The sequence below is a fragment of the Amycolatopsis marina genome, from assembly GCF_900111885.1.
GTDB lineage: Bacteria > Actinomycetota > Actinomycetes > Mycobacteriales > Pseudonocardiaceae > Amycolatopsis > Amycolatopsis marina.
This window is the reverse complement of record NZ_FOKG01000011.1, coordinates 115,381-135,420: the sequence shown is the minus strand read 5'-3', so window position 1 is coordinate 135,420 and position 20,040 is coordinate 115,381. Positions and strand designations below refer to the sequence as shown.

Sequence of the window (20,040 nt, the reverse complement as noted above, 5' to 3'; positions counted from 1 at the left end):
AATAGAACAATCGCTCTAGAGTATCTGTTCTATCATCATCCGGTGAGAACCGACAAGCGAATCGTGATAGCCATGGCCGAGTTGCTGCGCTCGCAGGGATATGCCGCGACGGGCATCCAGCAGCTTGCCGAGGCCGCCGGGGCGCCCACCGGGTCGATCTACCACCACTTCAAGGGCGGCAAGCGGGCGGTGGCCGCGGCCGCCCTGCGGCACACCGGCGCGGCCTACATCCAGTTGCTCCCGCTGCTGCTCGACCCGCATGAGGATCTGGCCACGGGCGTCGAAGCGGCGTTCGCTCAGGCGGCCGAGGACCTGGAGAACACGGGCTGGGCCAATATGTGTCCGGTCGGCACCGTCACCGGTGAGATCGCCGATGCCGAACCTGAGCTCCGTGCGGTCGCCGACGAGGTGATCGCGTCGTGGATCGACGAGGGCAGCCAGTACCTGGTCCATCGTGGACTGTCCCCGTCCGATGCGAGGGCAGCCGTGTACGCACTGCTCGGAGCCCTCGAGGGTGCGTTCATTCTGGCCCGCGGCCAGCGCTCCACCGAGCCGCTGCTGGCCGCGGGACACGCGATCGCGACCTATGTCGCAGCGCTACCCGTCACGACGCCCGCCTCCCCCTCAGACCTCGGCGTTGGACGGGAGGCGGGCCTCGATCAGGCGCCGACGTAGGCCGAGAGGTGTTCGCCGGTGAGGGTGGCGCGGGCAGCCACGAGGTCCCGCGGTGTCCCTTCGAAGACGATCTGGCCACCGTCGTGACCGGCGCCGGGCCCGAGGTCGATGATCCAGTCGGCGTGCGCCATGACCGCCTGGTGGTGCTCGATGACGATGACCGTCTTGCCTGAGTCGACGAGCCGGTCGAGCAGGGCGAGCAGTTGCTCGACGTCGGCGAGGTGCAGGCCGGTGGTGGGCTCGTCGAGGACGTACACACCACCCTTGTCGCCCATATGCGTGGCCAGCTTGAGCCGTTGCCGCTCACCGCCGGACAGCGTGGTGAGTGGTTGGCCGACCTTGAGGTAGCCGAGCCCGACGTCCTCCAGCCGCGCGAGGATCTTCGCGGCCGCGGGAACCTTCGAGTCCTCCGCGGCGAAGAAGGTGTGCGCCTCGGCGACCGACATGGCGAGCACCTCGCTGATGTTCCTGCTCCCGAGGCGGTACTCCAGCACCTCGGCCTGGAACCGTTTCCCCTCGCACTCCTCACAGGTCGAGGCGACCCCGGCCATCATCGCCAGGTCGGTGTAGATCACTCCGGCGCCGTTGCACGTGGGGCAGGCGCCCTCGGAGTTGGCGCTGAACAGTGCCGGCTTGACGTCGTTGGCCTTCGCGAACGCCTTGCGAATCGGGTCCAGCAATCCGGTGTACGTCGCCGGGTTGCTCCGCCGCGAGCCGCGGATCGCGCCCTGGTCGACCGCGACGACACCCGAGTCGGCTGGGATCGATCCGTGGATGAGCGAGCTCTTACCGGAACCCGCGACGCCGGTGATGACGCAGAGCACGCCGAGCGGGACGTCCACATCGACGTTGCGCAGGTTGTGTTTGCTGGCCCCGCGGATCTCGAGCGTGCCGTCCGGCGTGCGCACCTCCTCCTTGAGGCTCGCCCGGTCGTCGAGATGACGGCCGGTGATGGTGTCGCTGGCCCGCAGCCCCTCGACGGTGCCCTCAAACACCACCTGACCGCCCGCGGTGCCTGCGCCGGGGCCGAGGTCGACGACGTGATCGGCGATCGCGATCGTCTCCGGCTTGTGCTCCACCACGAGCACGGTGTTGCCCTTGTCCCGCAACCGCAGCAACAGGTCGTTCATCCGCTGGATGTCGTGCGGGTGCAGTCCGATGGTGGGCTCGTCGAAGACGTAGGTGACGTCGGTGAGCGCCGATCCGAGGTGGCGGATCATCTTGACGCGCTGCGCCTCACCGCCCGACAGCGTGCCCGACGGCCGGTCGAGCGAGAGGTAGCCCAGCCCGATCTCCACGAACGAGTCGAGGGTATGCAGCAGCTTGGCGAGCAACGGCGCGACCGAGGGCTCGTCGAGGCCACGGACCCATTCGGCGAGGTCACTGATCTGCATCGCGCAGGCATCGGCGATGTTGACCCCCTCGATCTTCGAGGACCGGGCTCCCTCGTTCAGCCGGGTGCCGTCGCACTCGGGGCAGCTGGCGAAGGTGACCGCCCGATCCACGAACGCCCGGATGTGCGGCTGCATCGACTCCGGATCCTTGGCGAGGAACGACTTCTGGATCTTGGGAATCAGCCCCTCGTAGGTGAGGTTGACGCCTTCGACCTTCACCTTGACCGGCTCTTTGTACAGGAAGTCGTTGAGTTCCTTCTTCGTGTACTTGCGGATCGGCTTGTCCGGGTCGACGAAGCCCGACTCGGCGTAGACCCGCACCGTCCAGAAGCTGTCCGACTTCCAGCCGGGGATGGTGAACGCACCCTCGGAGATCGACTTGGAGTCGTCGTAGAGCTGGGTGAGGTCGATGTCGGAGACCGCGCCCCTGCCTTCGCAGCGCGGGCACATTCCGCCGGTGATGTTGAAGCTGCGCCGCTCCTTCGTGGTCCTCCCGCCACGCTCGAACGTGACAGCGCCCGCCCCGCTGATCGAGGCGACGTTGAAGGAGAAGGCCTGTGGCGAACCGATGTGCGGCTTCCCGCGTCGGCTGAAGAGGATGCGCAGCATCGCGTTGGCGTCGGTGGCGGTGCCGACCGTGGAGCGGGGGTCGCCGCCCATCCGCTGCTGGTCGACGATGATCGCCGTGGTCAGGCCTTCGAGCACGTCGACCTCGGGCCGCGCCAGCGTCGGCATGAAGCCCTGCACGAACGCGCTGTAGGTCTCGTTGATCATCCGCTGCGACTCGGCGGCGATCGTACTGAACACCAGCGAACTCTTGCCCGAGCCGGAGACGCCGGTGAACACCGTCAGCCGCCGCTTCGGAATCTCGACGCTGACGTCGGAAAGGTTGTTCACACGCGCACCGTGCACGCGGATCAGATCGTGGCTGTCGGCAACGTGCAGCGCTGGCGACTGCGTGTCCGTCCTCGTGGCCGTACTCATCGTGTCTCCATCTGTTGCCTGCGGTTCAGCGCAGTTCCTGAATACGGATCATGTTGCCTGCGGGGTCGCGGAAGGCACAGTCGCGAATGCCGTACGGCTGCTCGGTCGGCTCTTGGACGACCTCGGCGTCGCCGGCCTGCAGCTTCTCGAAGGTGCCGTCGAGGTCCCTGGTCGCCAGGTTGATGGCGGCGTAGGTGCCCTTGGCCATCATCTCGGTGATGACCCGGCGCTCGTCGTCGGTGGTGCCGGGATCCGCGGCGGGCGGGTGCAGGACGATGGACGTGCCGGGTTGGCCGGCCGGACCGACAGTGATCCAGCGCATCCCGTCGTATCCGACGTCGTTGCGGACCTCGAAGCCGAGGGTGTCGCGGTAGAAGGCCAGTGCGGCATCGGGGTCGTTCTGCGGCAGGTACGTCTGGTGAATGGTGATGTCCATGGCGGCAACACTATGTTTGCGTCGATGACCGTGCTTCTCGATTCCTGATCGGCCTGGTCACCTGTTTCGCCACGCACGGCGGCATCCCGGCCGTCGCGTGTGCCGCCTGCCGCCGGTAGACGCTGGGCGGCACACCGACCAGTTCGGTGAAGCGAGTGCTGAAGGTGCCAAGCGACGAGCAGCCGACAGCGAAGCAGACCTCGGTGACACTGAGGTCGCCACGACGCAACAACGCCATCGCACGCTCGATGCGCCGCGTCATCAGATAGGCGTACGGTGACTCTCCGTAGGCGAGTCGGAACTGGCGGCTGAGGTGCCCGGCTGACATATTCACGCCACGGGCAAGCGCCTCGACGTCGAGCGGCTGCTGGTACTCCCGGTCGATCCGATCACGAACGCGGCGCAGCCGCGCGAGATCGCGCAGGTGCTGCGTCGCGGCGGGTGTGCTGGTCACCCGGACGATCGTGCCATATGCGGATGGCGGGGGCAGGAGAAACGACGCTAGCGGCGACGTGGTTTTCCGCGTTTGCCCCGTTGCGGGGCGCGGGAGCCTCGCCGACCGTTCCGGTCCGCCGCAGTGCCTGCCGCGGACCCGCGTCCTTCGGCGGCCGGGCGTTTGGGCTTCTCCGGTGCGGCTGCCGGTGGACGTCCGCGCGTGCTGTTGACGGTGCGCCCTCGGACGATGCCGATGAACTGCTCCATCAGATCAGTGGTTTCGTCCTCCGGCCACGACAGTGCGACGCGTGACTCCGGAGCATCCAGGACCGGCCGGTAGGTGAGGTCCCTGCGGTGGTGCAGGCGGGCCAGTGACTGCGGGACGACGAGCAGTCCGACCCCGGCCGCCACCAGTTCGACCGCGTCCGCCGTCGTTGCGGGGCGTTCGACGGCGGGCCGCCCGGGCAGCCGTTCCCAGTCAAGGGTGTCGTCAAGGGGATGGAGCACGACTTCGTCGGCAAGGTCCGCGGCCGAGACGTCGTCCGCTGCGGTCACGAGATGGTCCTTCGGAACGATGACCACTGTGGTCTCGGTGTACAGCGGAATCGCGTGCAGGCCCGCGCGGCCGGTCGGCAACCGCAGGAGGGCCGCGTCGGCACCGTCGTCGAGCACCAGGTCGGCAGCCTCGGCAGCGGTCACCATGCTGAGCACCAGCGGGACCTTGGGCAACCGCTCGTTCCAGGTTCGCACCCACTTCCCGGGCGTCACTCCGGGGACATACGCGAGCCTGAACGACGGAGCTGCTCCCGGACCTGTCACGAGGCCAGGTTACCGGGCGTGATCAGCGAGCACGTGCCCGATACCCTTGAGCGATGACGTCGCACAAGACCCCTCAGACGATGAAGCCAGCGACCGCGGCGAAGAAGCTGGGTGTGTACCTGGAAGCCACCCCGGCGGAGTTCCAAGAGGGTGTCGTCTCGCGCGATGAGTTGAACGCCCTGCAGGCCGATCCGCCGGAGTGGCTGAGGGAGTTGCGCCGAGAGGGACCGCATCCCCGGCAGGTCGCCGCGGCGAAGCTGGGGATCTCCATTGGCGGCCTCGCCCGTGGTGGGATCACCGAGGCCCTCACCACCGAGCAGATCGATGCGCTGAAGGCGGACAACCCCGACTGGCTGCGGCGGGAGCGGGAAACTCAGGCCGAAGTCCGGAAGGAAGCGGCGCGCGTCAAGGAGAAGAACGCCGAGTCCCGGTCCTGACCACGAATGCCCGCCCGCATCGGTCCACACTTGACTGAACGAGCATCGTGACCGTTTGACCGTCCAGCACCACGCGAGTAGGTTCCGGTCCGTTCGTTTCGGCTGTCTTGGGGTGGTTTCGTGCTGCGGTCTCCGGAGATGTCCATGTTCCGGCTGGTGGCGGTGCTCGCGGTGGCCGCGCTGGTCATTCCGGCGGGCGCGACGTCGGCACCGGAAGCCGCACCAGCACTGGCGCGACAGGCGGCAACGCAGGTGAACGGTGCCGATCAGGACGCTCCGACGAAGAGCATCGGTTTCTACGTCGGCAAGAACCTCACCGACGACGGCAGCGTTCTGCTCGGTGGATTCGGGCACGAGCCGTCCAGTCACTGGCTGGAGGTCGTACCGGGAAGGCAGTTCCCGGAGGGCGCCACGACAACAGTGGGAGTGACCGGCAAGGCGGGATACCCCGGTGTCCTCTCCGAAATTCCACAGGCGCGGGCGACCAGCAGGTACATCACCTCGAACTACTCGGAGTTCGCCGGTTTTCCCGCACCGTTGACCAACGGAGGGCTGAACGAGCACGGTGTGGCAGCCCGCGACATCTGGTCCCCCTCCAGCGAGCGGCTGCTCGGGCTCACCGCGAACCCGCAGACCGGGCCCAACTACAGCGACCTGTCCCGGATCGCGATGGAGCGTGCCACCTCCGCGCGGGAAGCGGTGGAAATCGTCGGCGGGCTGATCGACGAGTACGGCTTCTCGACCTACGGCGGCAACTCCCATCTGTTCGCGGACAAGAACGAGGGCTGGATCCTCGTGAACTACGGCGGCAGCCAGGGGCTGTGGGCCGCCGAGCGGCTGGGCCCGGACGAGGCGCGCGTGTCGTTTCCCGGATACCTCAACCCGTTGCCGCTCGACTACCAGGACCACCCCGGGGAGTTCCTCGCCTCGGACAACTTCATCGACGTCGCGGTGGACCGGGGATGGTTCGATCCCCGGTCCAGCGAGGTCTTCGATCCTCAGGAGATCTATGCGGGCTGGCAGCCCGACGAACGACAGGTGACTCCGACACATCCATGGGGAAACAACGTCCAGGCGGAGCTGGAACGAGAACTACGAGACGAACTCGGCCCGGTTTCCCTGCAGGACATGCTGGCCTACGTCCGGGATCCCCGGTGGTCGCACGACCGCTCCGGCTACGGTCATGTCGCGCAACTGCACGATGTCGAACATCCGGACCTGAACGTGTTGTGGACGGCCGTGACCGGCGCGGTCACGACGCCGTTCGTGCCGGTGTACGTCGGGGCGGAGGACGTGCCGCCGGAGTACAAACAGCATCGCTACCTCACCAGCGGCGCCGCCTCGGAGCACGTCGCCGCCGACTACGCCCCGCTGGAGGCGACCCGATACGCGACCCGGGAGTTCAAGCGGCTCATGTACCACACCTGCGAGCACCCTGACGTGTTCCTCAAGCCGGTCACCGCGCGGATCGAGGAGTTCGAGCGGGTGCTGCTCCGCGAGCAGCGCAGGGTCGAACGCCGATCGCTGGGCAACGACGACCGCCGTGCGTTTCTGACCGACTACGTCCAACGGCGTCTGCTCGACGCACTGGACCTCGGCGAGGACCTCACTCGCGCGGTCGAGGACCGAACGCGTGAACAGTTCGGTATCCGGATGCCCGCGGGCCGCGAACTGCCGGGTGAGACGTACCGCGCGGAGAGCCAGAGCATGAACCGCGGCGACGGACTCACCGGACCGGCGAACGCCATCGTGCACTGCTTCCGCGAGGGCATCGACGACTACCCGCGCGAGCATGGCTCCTACCGGAAACTGGCCGGGAAACTCCTGCCGGGCGGGCCGTCCTAGGTTCCGGTGCGCACGACCATCCGATCGACGGCTGAGCTGAAGGCATCCGGCGCGACCTGAGCACCTCCGCTGAACGGGTTCTGCAGCTGGTAGATCGCGAACATCAGTAGCGCGATCGTCCCGGCGAGGGTGCCGACAATCAGCGCGTGGGTGAGGAGCTTCGGCACGTCAAAGAGGTAGGGCAACGCAACGGACAGGATGCTGCCGACGACCAGTGCGAGCCAGACCACCGTACTGATGCCTGCGTTGCCCGCCGCGGTCAGCCGCGCCTGACGGGCCTCGTACACACCCCACAACTGACCGGCCGCCTCGGCCTTCCGGTCCTGTTGCCAGTCGGTTCGGGTCGCAGCACCATCGATGGTGCTCCGCATCCGCTCGAGCAGGTCCCAGCCGGGCCCGCCCACCGCTTCACCTTCCCGCATACTCGGCCATTCCTGCTCGACGACCGTGTGAACGTAGGACCTGGACAGATCCTGAAGCTGCTCCCGTGCGGGCGCGGGCAACGAGTCGCTCGCCCAGTACACCGCGGTCAGTCCGTTCGCCTCGGTGTGCGAGCCATCTCTGACCGAGCTCACCGCGTCGAACAGGGAGATCAGCACGAACGCGAGGAGCACGGCCTGCAGGCCTGCCACGATGGTGAACACCCCAGTGACCGCCTCATCGGCGTTCCTGCTGTTCCGGGTGAAGCGATGCACCAAAAAGGTCACCGCCGCTGCGGCGGCCGCGACACCAAGCACCCAAAGGGCACCTGTCACATAGACGTTCATGCAGATTCCTATCCGGACACTGACTCGCTGGGTCGGGTATCTGACTGTGCGATCCGTTTCGGCTCAAGGAGTTGTTGACTAACGGGACCGCCTTTTCGCCGCAGCTGTCACCAGACCCGCGCCGAGAATCATGATCAGTGTCGTGAGTGCCCAACGGCGTTGCTTCTCGACACCGGCCTGGTTGTCCATGTCTGGTTGGGCGGTGGCTGCCCGCCGGCTCAGCCCCGTCCCGGTGGAGGCTTCGACCGTTGACTTTCCGGACTCACCTGGTGGTTGGGACCCCACTGGACGAGTCCGCGCCGCGGGCTGCGGTGACGGAGGCGGTGACACCGAAGGCCGTGGTGACGTGGGCGCCGTTTCCGGGGTCGCCTTCGGGGACGAAGGCCCTCCCGGCGGTGCATGGGACGTCGGAAGGACCGGGATTGTCGGCGTGGGTGGTTCCGGGGTGACCGGGACACTCGGTGGAGGTGTTGACGGTGTCGGCGCGGGAGGCGTTGGCGGTGGGGGAGTGGACGGAGGTGTCTTCTTCGGGCATGGCTTGAGCAGTGGGGGCAGCTGCAGCAGCTTGCACACGATGGGAATCGGCGGCAACAACGAGGAGGTGGCCGCCGCCGGTGTTGCCGCGGTCAGGAGGACCACCAGAACGGTGCCCAGCAGGACAGCCGAAACGAGGACCTTGCGTGCGCCACGGAGCCCTGCCGGACTACGCCGCAGGTCCCCTGGTTGCTTCTCGGTCCCGTCACGGAGGGACCGGGGATTGTCCGGCCTCACACCGGGCGACTGGGCGTGCTCGTGGTCCGGGCCGCCGGACAGGCCCCGGCGGTCGTCCACCTCTCCCTCAGGTCCTCCGGTATGTCCAAAGTGGTGGACTGTCCATCGCAGAGGGTGCAGACGCTGCCACCAAGCAGCAGGCTGCCCGCCCTGTCCAGGATGGTCCGTGCTATCGGATTGCGATCCTCGGACCGCTCCAGTACGCGCACCAGCCGGGTTCCGGAGCTCACCATGCGTTCCCAGCCGCGCGAGCGGGGCACCTCCATCCAGTCGGCGACCCGGGGGTCGATCACCTGGCGGACCATGGCTGACACGACACCGTCGAATGCCTTGCCGGGAACCAGGTTCTCGTAGAGGTCCAGGAGGCCGCGGGTAAGTGCCACCCCTTCTGCGGAGGGGCCGTACGCCGCCTCGACAAGTGACACGTTGAGTTCTCGGGCCTCGGTCAAGGTCTCTGGCATCGCCTCGGCGGGGATACCGAGCATGGCTCCGCTCACCCGCCAGACGTAGTAGTAGTCCGCGGCCTCCTGCTCCGTCACCGAAATGCCCATGCGGCGCATGCCGTCGATGACCTGTACCGAGAAGATGAGCAGTGCGCCGAGCATGTCCTGCTGGCACACGGGAACGCCGTCGGCCGCCATGTCCCAGTTGCCGGAGCGGGTAATGAAGTGACGTACGGCCGCATGAATCAACCGGGTCTTCTGGAGCGTGGGGACAAAGGTTCCGGTGGCGCCGAAGGGGTCAGGGGCCATCATGTTCACCACGAACTGGGCGGTCTCCGACAGCCGCCGGTGGGGCTGGTTCAGTTTGTGCGTCAGGGTCAGCACTCGGGACGGACGTGGTTGGGCGTAGCAGTTCACCATGGCGGCGAACGACAGTATGGATGCGACGTGCACACCGTCGTCGACGAAGAACTCGTATGTTCGTGCCACACGGTCCAGATCGGCCCACTCCGGCGGATTGTCGGTCGCGATCAGGTAGGCCCGAACCGAATCCGGCAGTTCCTCGGGGATGGGCTGGTCGTTGGCGCGGAAGTGGGCGAGCACCTCGTTCACGGCTTCGATGCGCCCGCTGGCCACCAAATCGGCGATCACGGCGTCGGCTAGGGGATCTGCCTGGAATTTCAGGGATTCGATGGCGGAAATGTCGGTCATTGGGCTGCCCTTTCTTACGCTAGCCGACGACGAGAACAGCTCAATGAGGTCAGGGTGAATGGATCATTTTCCGGTCCATATGGGACCGGTGCCCGCCCTTTCGAGTCGCAGTAGTCCCCTGGCTACTCGCTGTACTGCGAATCCAATCGCGACCCTATTCAGAGGTGTTACATATCCTCGGGAAGTTCTGGCCCAGTCCGGCGCGTTTGGCAAAGAATGGTGAAAATGCGGTAGGGCGATCGCCTTCTCCGGGGCAGCGCAGCGTAGTTGGAAGCATCCCACCGCTTCTGTAAAGCTTGCGAACGAGTGAGGCCGGTGCCACGGATGGTCGTAGTGTCGAACACGTTCGACAGCCCGGCGTCACTCAGCGTGAGAGTGGCTGGGCTTGTCGGTTACAGCACGTTCCGCGCCTGCCTCCCGCCCGGTCTGGAGATCACCTGCTCTCCCGGCCGGATGGTGCTCCTGCTTAGATCGCATCGGAACCGGCGCGACCTCGGGAAGGGTTGCGGCGCGCTTGAACCGTATCCACCGACTTGGGGGCAACATGATCATCAACCGCAGGCTCGCGCTGGGACTCGGTTCGGGCGCGGCGGCATCCACCCTCCTTGGCTCGACGGCCGCAGCCCAGGCGCAGGAGACTGATGCGGACTGGGACGCGCTGATCCCGGGGACCGCTGACCTGGCCCGCCGCAAGATCGCACGGAAGTACACGCGACAGGTCGCACGGGCGGGCGGCACCTGGTCTTCGTACATCGACGTGGCCGACCCCGACGGCGTCGTCAAACCCGCCGTGGAAGCCGACGCGGACCGGGTCGTCGAGGCGTACAGCGTGAACAAGATCGCCGTCGCGGTCGCCGTGCTGGACAAGGTCGACCGGGGCCTGCTCAGGCTGGACCAGCGAGTGGAGGTCACCGAGGCGATCGTCATCAAGGACACGGACGGGATCTTCCCGCTCGACGGTGCCTATCCGAGTTCGATCACCATCGGACACGTCCTGGCAACGCTGCTCACGGTGTCGGACAACACCGCCGTGCGCCTGTGCGGCCTGGTGGTACCCGCTCTGGAGCTGAACGAGATCCTGCGGGCCAAGGGTTTCGTCCACACGCAGGTGGTGCCGGTGGCCAACCCGAACCGCTTCTTCCTCGGCACCACGACTCCCGGGGAGATGTCCACGATGCTGCGGAGGCTGGCGGCGGGGGAGTTGCTCTCGGCGGCGTCGACCCAGCACCTGTTGACGGTCCTGAGGTCGCTGTCGTCGTTCACGGACGGGATCAGGCTCAACCTGTCCTCGGCGGAGCGGCTCAACGTGGCGACGAAGGCGGGTTGGTTCGTCGACGGCCGCAACGAGGCGGGCATTGTCTTCGACGCCGCGGGCAAGCCGATGATCACGTACGCACTGTTCGCATCGGGCCGGTTCCGCGGTGACCCTGCCCTCAACGCGGACAACTACAGCGCGACCCATCCGGCTCTGCGGGCACGCGCCGAACTGGGCCGGAGCTTGTACGACTCGGTCCTGCGCATCACCACCGACGCACCGCGGGCCTACCGCGCGCAGCCGTACCGGGCCAGGAACGGCGGCTGACGCGGCGGGCACGGGGCCATGCCCATGAGCGGTCGTGGCCTCGGTCCCGACGAACGGCCCTGTCGCCGCGGCGACCGCGTTCCTAGTGTCGGCACAGACAACTGGGAGGGTTGCCATGACTCGGCTTCGTTCGCGCCTACTCGTCACGCTGACTGTCGGGGCGATCGGGGCATCCCTGGTTCCCGGGATCGCGGTCGCGGGCTCCGCCGCGTTCATCCTCGAACATGGGATGAGCAAGCCCATGTACTCCTACGCGGACGCGGTTCGGGAGCGCGTATGGGTGGACATCGGGCTCGACGCCGACGGCGACCGCCGGAGGGACCGGGTCGCGGTCGACGTGATCCGGCCCGCCGAAACCGCGCGCCGTCACCTACGTGTTCCCGTCATCATGGACGCCAGCCCGTACTACGGAAACCTGGGCCGTGGCAACGAGAGTGAACGCAAGACCTACGACGAGCACGGCCGTCCACTCGGGTTTCCCCTCTACTACGACAACTACTTCGTTCCGCGCGGCTACGCCGTCGTCCAGGTCGATCTGGCCGGTACCAACCGGTCACAGGGCTGCCTCGACGTCGGGGGGCGCTCCGACGTCGCCTCCGGCAAGGCGGTCGTCGACTGGCTGAACGGACGAGCCGCCGGCTACGACGAAGCGGGCAGCCGAGTGCATGCGGACTGGACCACCGGTGCCGTCGGGATGATCGGAAAGTCGTGGGACGGCACAGTCGCCAACGGCGTCGCCGCCACAGGTGTCGAGGGCCTGCGGACGATCGTGCCGATCGCGGCGATCAGCTCGTGGTACGACTACTACCGCTCGGACGGGGTATCGTTCGGCCGTGACCCGCTCGCGCTCGCGCGCCGGATCGAGTCGCCAGGGGCCGCGGCCAGATGCACGGGGGTACACGCACAACTGGCCGCAGGCGCACCCGCCAACGGCGACTTCACCCCGCTGTGGTCCGAGCGGGACTACGTGCGAAAGGCACGGCGGGTCAAGGCCAGCGTGTTCGCCGTGCACGGCCTCGGCGACCTCAACGTGAAGACGGTCCATCTTGGTCCGTGGTGGGACGCGCTGACGGTGCCCCGCAAGCTGTGGCTCTCCCAGACCGGTCACGTCGATCCGTTCGACTTCCGTCGCGACGAGTGGGTGCACACCCTGCACCGCTGGTTCGACCGGTGGCTGCTCGGGGTGCCGAACGGCATCGACCGCGAACCCGCGGCCAGCATCGAGAGGGCACCCGACCGCTGGGTGGACGAGGCGGGATGGCCCGCCCCGGGCCACACCACGTTCTGGCCGCGACCCGGTGCTGATCCAGGGCTCGGCACGCTGCGCACCGCCCCGCCAGCGCACGGCAGCGAAGCCACGTTCGCCGACGATCCGGCACTGGGCGTCCGCGACTGGATCACCCGGCCGGACGCGGCGGCACCGGCTCGAACACTGTTCGACACCGGAGCGCTCGCCGCCGATCTCAGGATCGCAGGCACCGGCACCATCACCGTTACGGCGACGCCGTCCACCAGCACGGCGCACCTGAGCGCGATGCTGGTCGACTACGGACCTGCCACCATCCGGAACTACCTGTCCCGTGGCGAGGGCATCCGAACGCTGACGAGTGAATCCTGCTGGGGCGAGAGCAGGCCCGGCGACGACGCCTGCTACCTGGACACCGCGACCACCACCACTGATGTCGACGCCGAGGTGATCGCTCGCGGATGGGCCGACCTCGCCAACCACAGATCGTTGCGGGTACCGGGGAAACTCGTCCCAGGGCGCCCCTACGAGATGACCTTCCGACTATCCACAACGGACCATGTCGTGCCTGCGGGCCACCATCTCGCACTGATCATCGCAGGCACCGATCGCGGTTACATCACCGCTCCGGCGCGGCCACCCGCGATGCGCATCGACCTGCGCGGAACCAGCGTTCGGCTGCCGCTGCTCGACGAGCCGCGTTTCTCGGCTGACAGCACGGCCCCGCGTATCCGTCCGGACCGGCTTCCTCCGCTACCGGTCCACAGCGAGTTCGCCGGCTGAGTTCTGACCGTTGTGTCCATCTCGGCGCCGAAATACCGGTAACGTCACCCATGGTCGTAGACAATGTGGGTGGGCGGGCAACATGACTGTCGAGACGGGGGAGTCGGCACGGCTGCTCCAACGGTTCGGCCGACGATGCGCCGCCGCGCTGCGTGTCATCACCCTGCTACCCATAGCTACGATCGCCCTGCTCAGGGCCGCACCCCCACAGCTCGCCGCCACGGCCTTGATCGTGGCGGTTGTCCTGGTATGGACCTGCGTCTATGGATGGTGGTTACTGCGACGGCATGGGCAGCTTCTGGTCGCCGTTGATGTGGCGCTGTTGCTTGGCGTCGCTCTGACGGTCTTCTGGACCGACGCCGTCGCGGACGCCAACTTCGGATGGATGAGGTTGCTTGTGACGTTCGCCTGCGTCACGTATCAGTGGCACACCTCCGTGCTCGTCGGTGTTCTCGCGGCAGTGGTCGCCGACGGCGGGCTGCTGGTGGTCGCCACCGTGGCTGGGGCGGACGGCAGTGTCGTGCGGGCCCTGTACTGGGTTCTGGTGGCGACCGTGCTCTCGAGAGGGGCGTGGGTACTTGTCCGCCGGGCCGCGAAGCAGGCGGATCGGTTGGCGGACGAGGCCGCAGAAGCACGTCGTGAGGCACTCGTCGCGGCAGCCGTGCGCGCCGAGGAGCGAGAGCTCGCCAACGCACTGCACGACACCGCGGCCACCACCCTGCTGATGGTGGGCATGGGACAGGTCCATGGGAGTGCCGACTGGCTGGCAGCGCAGGCACATCGTGATCTGGACCGGCTGGCGACCTATGACTCGCCGCCGCCCGCGAACGCCGATCTCGTGGCATTGCTGCGAACCGACCTCGCCGAGGTGCGGTTGTCCGTCGAGTTCGACCTCCCCGCTCAGCTGCCACTTCCGTTCGCCGTGGCGCGAGCCATCGCCGATGCGGCGGCGGAAGCCCTGAACAACGTCCGTCGGCATGCGGGCACCGAACGGGCCGTGGTCCGGCTCCGGGGAGACTCGCGCAGGTTGCGGCTGGAGATCGCCGATGACGGTGCGGGTTTCTCGGCGGACGGCATTGCTGCCACCCGTCGCGGTCTGCGGGAGTCGGTGCGGGGGCGGATGAGCGGCGTCGGTGGCAGGGCCACGATCTCGTCCAGTGTGGGGGAGGGCACGATTGTCCGGCTGGAGTGGGGGGACGACCGTGAATGATGCCGACATCGAGCGGACCCGGACGCAGTTGCAACGCGGTCTGCGCGTCGCGATCCTGTTCGTCGGTGCGGTTATCGTGTTCGGGCTCGGTCTGTCGAACATGGCACGCCGATGGGAGTCCTACGATCTCCCGCTGGCGCAGGCAGCCGCATTCGGAACCCTGGCCGTCGTGCTGGCGACCGAGGCCGTACTGCTTGTCCGGCGCGTTCCGTGGCGTCCCTGCCTGCGCCGGTCCGCCGTCGCGGTGGTGCTCGCCGCGTCCGTGCTGTCCTACGCCACGATGCCCGACGAACGCAGCTTCACGGCCATGGACTGGGCTTTCGGCGCGGCCAACTGGGTCGGGACCATCGTTCTGCTAGACCGGCCGATACGCGTTCTCGTCGCGTTCCTGCTCGCTCACGAGCTGACCGCCGGGCTGCACCTGCTCGTGTTCGGGGACGTGAGCCGCGCCGTGCTGCTGCGGTTCGCCACGGGTTCGGTCAACGTCATCGGTTTCCCGTTGTGCGTGGCCATCGTGGCGGTCGCGCTGCGGCGGATCGCCACCACCGCCGCTGCGACCCGGTACGAGATCGAGCGGATACGGACGGCGGACGCTGTCGCAGCGGAATCCCACCGGCGTCGACAGCAGCGGTTCGCCGAGCTCTCCAGCACCACCGTGCCGTTACTGGAGGGGCTCGCAGACGGTTCGTGCACTCCAGGGGATCCCGGTGTACAGCAGAGATGCGCCGTCGAAGCCGCCCGGATGCGGCGCCTGTTCGCGGAGGTGGACAACGCGGCTGACCCGCTGCTGCACGAGCTTCGGCACTGCGCCGACATCGCCGATCGCAAAGGTGTGCTGGTGGAAGTGGACACCCGGGGTCAGTGGCCGGTGTTGCCGGTCGCGGTCCGCCGCGATCTCACCGAGGCAGCGTTGACCGCGCTCGCCACGGCGGCTTCCTGGGCGCGGATAACGGTGGTCGGAGAGCAGAACCTCGTCTCGGTCAACGTCGTCGCCGACTGCGGCGCGGTCAGGGTGGCCGAGCCCGCGGCGCCCGGCGTGCGGGTCGAGAACGTGAGCAAGGACGACACTCTATGGGTGGAGGCCCAATGGCAGCCGGTTCGGTAGTGGAACCACCGCTGACAGCCGTGATCGTCGATGATCACGTCGCGATAGCCGCGGGCGTGCGCTACTGGTGCGCGAACGCCGACCCACCGATCAGTCTGGTCGACGCGGGGGACCGGCTCGCGGACGTCTGGACCGGGCCGGGTGCCGAGGCGGACGTGGTGATCTTCGACCTGGAACTCGTCCCGGCGAGGCCGGACTTCGGAGCCCTCCGCAGGCTGGTGGACAGCGGCCGCCGGGTGGTCGTCTACTCCCAGCACGCGGACGCCGCTACGGCGATGAAGTGTGTCGACCTCGGCGCGCTCGCCTATCTCACCAAACGCGAAGGTCAGGACCATCTGGTCCCCGCTATCCGGGCTGCCGCGGCAGGCCGGACGTATACGGCGCCGTCATTGTCCGGAGCGCTCATATCCGACAAGGCTCCGGACCGCCCCCGGCTGTCACAGCGTGAGACCGAGGTTTTGCGGGCCTGGTTCGCGTCCTCGTCCAAGGAACTCGTCGCGGCCAAACTCAACATCACCGTCAAGACGGTGGACACCTACATCGCCCGGGTGCGAGTGAAGTACGCGAACGCCGGGCGGACAGCGCGCACCAAGAGCGACCTCGTCAGCAGGGCACTGGACGACGGGCTCATAACTCTCGCGGAGCTCAACCAAACCGTGACCTCCGTGTCGGGCATTCACCCGACACCGGGCACGCCGTCCAGTTCGTAGCGTGGCGCAGTGGCGCCGGTAGGCCTTGCCGCGCGGGTACCTGTCGGTAGAGGGGTCGGCAGGTCCCCGGTGACCGGACAGCGGTCTCGGTCTTCGTATGCATTGTGGATCGTGTGGCTCTTCGGGAAAGTCGACCGCGATTTACGTCCCCCGCCCGCTCAGGCGGCTGTGGCGGTAGCGGTCAACAGGGCGTGCCCCGCGCTGGTCAGCGCTGCCGGAACCCGCTGCCCGATGAGGCCGATTCGATCTGGCCTGATCAACCCGTCGTGTGTCAGCGCGTGCGCGGTGAACTGGTCGCAGCACGGTACACCGTCGATGAACAGGTCGGGTTCGCTGCTGCACGACACCTGTCCTCGGCCTGCGGCAACCGCGCGGAGCATGGCCAGTGTCCGGTGGCTCGGCGGGTTCATGTCGGCTCCTCTCGAATCGGTTCTACCGGTACGTCGAACCAGGTCGTCGGAAATCGACACACCCGCGGATGTGACCGTCCCGGCGGCCGTCGCGTTCCGGGGTCTTCACCTCCATCTCTGCCAATGCCCCGTCAAGGAAGGTCGGCACTGAACCTTTCTTGACGGGGCACTAGCGGTACTGTCCCGTGACCGGCTCGTGAGCCGCTCGACCAGCCGTGGGTAGGGGCTCGCGATCGGAGAACCAACTCAAATGCGATCGATCACCACGCGCATGCAATCGGTCCGGCCGCAGCAGGGCACGCCACACTGCTGCTTGTGCGTAGGGCGCAGACACCCCACACAGAGGCCGTCCACCACCTTCTTCGTGGTTCGCACGACCTTTCCCCTGCGGTTCGCGACCCGGTCCGCGGACTTGTCGAGCACGCGAGTGGCCTCGGCCCAGAAACTCATCTCCTGCTCCCTTCCGAACCTCAATACAATCCGTGATGGGAGTATCACTGCACGCATTCGTCGAACTCAAGGAAGTCCACCTGACCGACTGACGTCGCCAGTGCCAGATCGTCGAGCAGGAGAAACGGAGGCGGCCCTGTCCTCGATGGCTCAGCGACGGGTCACGGGTGGCTGAGCCCCGCCATGAGCAGCCCGACGAAGTGGTTCATATCGGCCTTCAGGCAGGCAGGTTGTGCGTGCTTGCCGTTGCAGCCTTCCGCCCACGTGCTCCCATCGCCGTAGTCGATGAACGTGTGTGGAATCCCGGCCGCGAGGAGGTGGTCCCGTGTGACCAGATTGGTGTCGCGCACCACGCTCTCGGCGATGGCCTGCACGGGGTTGTCGAGCAGGTTTCCCCCGTTGCCGGTGTACATCGCCACGCCCATGCCGTGCAGGGACGCGACATGCTGGGCGGGGCTTTTCTCGTTCCACACCGTGTCCAGTGGCCAGATCGGCGATCCGAAGATCGCGTCCGGCGGAACAGTCGGCGTACCACTACCGGACAGCTGGGTGCTGCCGAGCACGGCACCTCGCTGAGCCTGGTTCAGCAGGTCCAGCCCGCCGGAGAACCCTCCGACGTAGCCGAACAGTTCCGGCCTGCTCTCCGCATAGTGGAACGCACCGAAACCGCCCATGGAGTGCCCTGAGATCGCCCTGCCGTCCCGCGCCGCGATTGTCCGCAGATTCGCATCCACGAACGGGATCACCTGGCCGAGGTGGAAGTTCTCCCAGTTCTGCGGACCGAGTTCGGCGGGTGGGCTGACCCAGTTCGTGTACCAGCCGCGGCCGGAACCGTTGGGCGCCACGCTGATCAGCGGGACGCCACCGGCCGTGGACTCCTCGAACATCTGCTGGTTCAGGCCGTTGTCCGGGCGGTCGGGGTGGCCGTGCAGGTGGTACTGCACCGGATAACGGGTGTCGCCGGAGGTGTCGTAGCCCTCCGGCAGCGTCACCACGATTACGTGTTCGCCGGGGACCTGGTGCGCCATCGCCGAGTACTTCGCCACTTCGTCCGTGCGCACGGCGAACTCGAACGATCGCTCGCTCCCGCTCAGCCACGACGGCTGCTGGACCACGGTCAGCCCGTGACCATCGGTGAAGACCGGTGGCGCGGTCGCGGTCCGCGTGGCCGCACCGGTGAGACCGAGCACGCTCACCAGTGCGAACGTGACACCGAGTGCCGCCAACGTCCTACGTCGTTGACTCGTTCTGCTCATCGTGTTCCTCCCCAGTAGTCCCGGGTTCCTGGTCCCCGGTCCCGGATGATTCGCCGCCGGCCAAGTCGCCGACGACGCCGAGCCCTTCCTTGACCACTTCGAGCACGCCGAGTGCGCCCTCGACGAGTTTGATCAGGTTCTCGCCGCTGGCCAGCAGCGCGCCCAGTTTGGCCAGGATTCGGCCGCCGTAGTCGACGGCGATCGCCACGCACTGCGGGATCGCCTGGGCGATACTCATGCCGAATGTCGCGGGGGCCGCGGCGATCGCCTCGGTCATGATCGGCACGATCTTGCCGACGGCTTCGGTGATCAGCCGGGTGACGATGTCGACCACCTGCGCGACCACCTCGCCCGCGGCGATGATCGCCTTCGAGTTGGTCGCCGCGACCTCGGCGACCGACTTGATGCCGTCGGTCAGTGTGGTGACCGTCGCCGAGTAGTCCGCCCTGGCCTCACCGGACCACTCGCTGGTCTCGTTCCCCGCCGTGGAGGTGTAGTCGTCGGCAACGGTGTTGGCGGCCTGCGCGGCTCCGTCGTGGTCGGTGGAGGGGCTCGAAACCGAGGCTGGTTCCCCGCGCAACTGGCCGAGTGGCTCCTCGAGGAACGAGATCATCGGGATGAGGAAGTCACACCCGGCGCTGGCCAGGGCGGACAGTGGGCTCGCCGTCGAACCGAGCATGCTGAGCGAGACGACCGGCTCCCCGGCCAGCTCGACCGACAGCCATTCCTTGTTGGCGACGGCGTTTCCGCCAAGCCGGAGGTCCGCGAGCGCTGTGCTGATCTCCACCGCGGACGGCTCGGAGTCGCCGGGCTCCGGCGGATGCGCGGGATCGCCCTGAGGGCGAGTCCCTGGCTGCGTTGTCGTCGCGTTCACCGGTTGCCTTCCTCAAGATTCGACCCGAGTCCGATGAGGCCCGCGGCATGATCCTCGTCGGAGTTCTGGTACAGGTCGGCGGCGCGACGCATCCCGGTCGCCACCTTATCCAAAGTGGACGCCGAGTGGGCGAACGCGCCCGCCGTCTCGGTCATCGCGGCGCCGAGGCCCGCGGTGATGAACTGTGCGAACGAGCCAAGCGCCTGTGCCCCCATCTCGCCGGGCAACGCTGCGCCGATCGAGGACAGTTGGTCGGCGTGCGCGGTCAGTCTCCCTGCGTGCGCGCGCAACTGCTCGGGGTCGACGTCGTACGACGGCTGCGCGCTCATCGCACTACCCCCGCGGGCAGATGCCGCGTGATCTGTGTGAGCGCGGGACCGTCACCGAGATAGCCGCTCATCACCTCCGCCATCCGTGCGGTGGCAAGGTGTTGTGCTTCGCGCGCCGTGGTGACGATGAGCCCGGCGAGCGCTTCGGATTCGAGCTTGCGTGCCATCGGAGTCAAGCTCACTCCCTCGAGCACGCCCGCGGCGTTCACGGATACTGTTACCTCCCCTCGCGGCGACCTCGCGGTCGCTCCGGCCTCCTGCAGGCTCTCGCGCGCTTGACGGGCACTGAGTTCCGCGTGCTCGAGTTTGTCGCGATAGGCGGCCAGCCACTGTGCTGGTTCCATGATGTTCCCCTTCTCGTCGGCCTG

21 protein-coding genes are annotated in these 20,040 nt (G+C 67.4%); 8 read left to right on the top strand and 13 right to left on the bottom strand.

What is annotated here, in order from left to right; translation table 11 throughout:
* Positions 1–42 precede the first annotated feature (42 nt).
* Positions 43–675, top strand: coding sequence for a TetR/AcrR family transcriptional regulator (locus tag BM199_RS19045; protein ID WP_091674609.1), 633 nt, complete (start codon positions 43–45; stop codon positions 673–675).
* Here BM199_RS19045 and BM199_RS19040 read toward each other — a convergent pair.
* Genes BM199_RS19040 through BM199_RS19025 form a run of 4 tightly spaced genes read right to left on the bottom strand, consistent with a single transcriptional unit; the run spans position 660 to position 4,743 of the window.
* Positions 660–3,053, bottom strand: a complete 2,394-nt coding sequence (locus tag BM199_RS19040; RefSeq protein ID WP_091674608.1) for an ATP-binding cassette domain-containing protein — start codon at positions 3,051–3,053, stop codon at positions 660–662. The genes BM199_RS19045 and BM199_RS19040 overlap by 16 nt on opposite strands.
* Positions 3,054–3,078: 25 nt before the next feature.
* Positions 3,079–3,489 (bottom strand): VOC family protein, encoded by a 411-nt coding sequence (locus BM199_RS19035; protein WP_091674607.1) that lies wholly within the window; start codon positions 3,487–3,489, stop codon positions 3,079–3,081.
* Positions 3,490–3,499: 10 nt separating this feature from the next.
* Positions 3,500–3,943 (bottom strand): helix-turn-helix transcriptional regulator, encoded by a 444-nt coding sequence (locus tag BM199_RS19030; protein ID WP_091674606.1) that lies wholly within the window; start codon positions 3,941–3,943, stop codon positions 3,500–3,502.
* 47 nt (positions 3,944–3,990) lie between these two features.
* Positions 3,991–4,743 (bottom strand): LysR family transcriptional regulator substrate-binding protein, encoded by a 753-nt coding sequence (locus tag BM199_RS19025; RefSeq protein WP_091674605.1) that lies wholly within the window; start codon positions 4,741–4,743, stop codon positions 3,991–3,993.
* Between the two features lie 53 nt (positions 4,744–4,796).
* Here BM199_RS19025 and BM199_RS19020 point away from each other — a divergent pair, with 53 nt between their 5' ends.
* Positions 4,797–5,180: a DUF5997 family protein gene (locus BM199_RS19020; protein WP_091674604.1), complete on the top strand. Its 384-nt coding sequence runs from the start codon at positions 4,797–4,799 to the stop codon at positions 5,178–5,180.
* A 120-nt stretch (positions 5,181–5,300) separates the two neighbouring features.
* The gene (locus BM199_RS19015) at positions 5,301–7,025 is read left to right on the top strand and encodes a C69 family dipeptidase (RefSeq protein ID WP_143101869.1); all 1,725 of its coding nucleotides are present in this window, start codon (positions 5,301–5,303) and stop codon (positions 7,023–7,025) included.
* Here the strand turns inward: BM199_RS19015 and BM199_RS19010 are convergent.
* The 3 genes from BM199_RS19010 to BM199_RS19000 form a co-directional block, all read right to left on the bottom strand.
* Positions 7,022–7,792 (bottom strand): bestrophin-like domain, encoded by a 771-nt coding sequence (locus BM199_RS19010; protein ID WP_091674602.1) that lies wholly within the window; start codon positions 7,790–7,792, stop codon positions 7,022–7,024. The two genes, BM199_RS19015 and BM199_RS19010, sit on opposite strands and share 4 nt — an antisense overlap.
* A 262-nt stretch (positions 7,793–8,054) precedes the next feature.
* Positions 8,055–8,327, bottom strand: coding sequence for a hypothetical protein (locus BM199_RS19005; RefSeq protein ID WP_091674601.1), 273 nt, complete (start codon positions 8,325–8,327; stop codon positions 8,055–8,057).
* A 232-nt stretch (positions 8,328–8,559) separates the two neighbouring features.
* Positions 8,560–9,717 carry an oxygenase MpaB family protein gene (locus BM199_RS19000; RefSeq protein ID WP_091674600.1) on the bottom strand — a complete coding sequence of 386 codons (1,158 nt, stop codon included), beginning with the start codon at positions 9,715–9,717 and terminating at the stop codon, positions 8,560–8,562.
* Positions 9,718–10,231: 514 nt separating this feature from the next.
* Here BM199_RS19000 and BM199_RS18995 point away from each other — a divergent pair.
* The 5 genes from BM199_RS18995 to BM199_RS18975 all read left to right on the top strand — a co-directional run bounded on the left by BM199_RS18995 (position 10,232) and on the right by BM199_RS18975 (position 16,353).
* The gene (locus BM199_RS18995; protein ID WP_245788457.1) at positions 10,232–11,299 is read left to right on the top strand and encodes a serine hydrolase; all 1,068 of its coding nucleotides are present in this window, start codon (positions 10,232–10,234) and stop codon (positions 11,297–11,299) included.
* A gap of 115 nt (positions 11,300–11,414) precedes the next feature.
* On the top strand, positions 11,415–13,328 hold the full coding sequence (locus tag BM199_RS18990; RefSeq protein ID WP_091674598.1) for a Xaa-Pro dipeptidyl-peptidase: 1,914 nt from the start codon (positions 11,415–11,417) through the stop codon (positions 13,326–13,328).
* Between the two features lie 82 nt (positions 13,329–13,410).
* Positions 13,411–14,538: a sensor histidine kinase gene (locus tag BM199_RS18985; RefSeq protein ID WP_091674597.1), complete on the top strand. Its 1,128-nt coding sequence runs from the start codon at positions 13,411–13,413 to the stop codon at positions 14,536–14,538.
* The gene (locus BM199_RS18980; protein ID WP_091674596.1) at positions 14,531–15,643 is read left to right on the top strand and encodes a hypothetical protein; all 1,113 of its coding nucleotides are present in this window, start codon (positions 14,531–14,533) and stop codon (positions 15,641–15,643) included. Before BM199_RS18985 ends, BM199_RS18980 begins: the two co-directional genes overlap by 8 nt.
* Positions 15,625–16,353 (top strand): response regulator, encoded by a 729-nt coding sequence (locus BM199_RS18975; protein ID WP_091674595.1) that lies wholly within the window; start codon positions 15,625–15,627, stop codon positions 16,351–16,353. The genes BM199_RS18980 and BM199_RS18975 overlap by 19 nt, the downstream gene beginning before the upstream one ends.
* Before the next feature lie 158 nt (positions 16,354–16,511).
* Here BM199_RS18975 and BM199_RS18970 read toward each other — a convergent pair whose 3' ends face one another.
* The 6 genes from BM199_RS18970 to BM199_RS18945 all read right to left on the bottom strand — a co-directional run bounded on the left by BM199_RS18970 (position 16,512) and on the right by BM199_RS18945 (position 20,016).
* Positions 16,512–16,763, bottom strand: coding sequence for a hypothetical protein (locus tag BM199_RS18970; RefSeq protein WP_091674594.1), 252 nt, complete (start codon positions 16,761–16,763; stop codon positions 16,512–16,514).
* A gap of 246 nt (positions 16,764–17,009) precedes the next feature.
* Complete coding sequence (locus tag BM199_RS18965; protein ID WP_091674593.1) at positions 17,010–17,213, bottom strand: hypothetical protein; 204 nt, start codon at positions 17,211–17,213, stop codon at positions 17,010–17,012.
* Between the two features lie 161 nt (positions 17,214–17,374).
* Positions 17,375–18,469: an alpha/beta hydrolase gene (locus BM199_RS18960; protein ID WP_091674592.1), complete on the bottom strand. Its 1,095-nt coding sequence runs from the start codon at positions 18,467–18,469 to the stop codon at positions 17,375–17,377.
* Positions 18,444–19,343 (bottom strand): hypothetical protein, encoded by a 900-nt coding sequence (locus BM199_RS18955; protein ID WP_245788456.1) that lies wholly within the window; start codon positions 19,341–19,343, stop codon positions 18,444–18,446. The genes BM199_RS18960 and BM199_RS18955 overlap by 26 nt, the downstream gene beginning before the upstream one ends.
* Positions 19,340–19,672: a type VII secretion target gene (locus BM199_RS18950; RefSeq protein WP_091674591.1), complete on the bottom strand. Its 333-nt coding sequence runs from the start codon at positions 19,670–19,672 to the stop codon at positions 19,340–19,342. The genes BM199_RS18955 and BM199_RS18950 overlap by 4 nt, the downstream gene beginning before the upstream one ends.
* On the bottom strand, positions 19,669–20,016 hold the full coding sequence (locus BM199_RS18945) for a YbaB/EbfC family nucleoid-associated protein (RefSeq protein ID WP_091674590.1): 348 nt from the start codon (positions 20,014–20,016) through the stop codon (positions 19,669–19,671). Before BM199_RS18945 ends, BM199_RS18950 begins: the two co-directional genes overlap by 4 nt.
* Positions 20,017–20,040 lie beyond the last annotated feature (24 nt).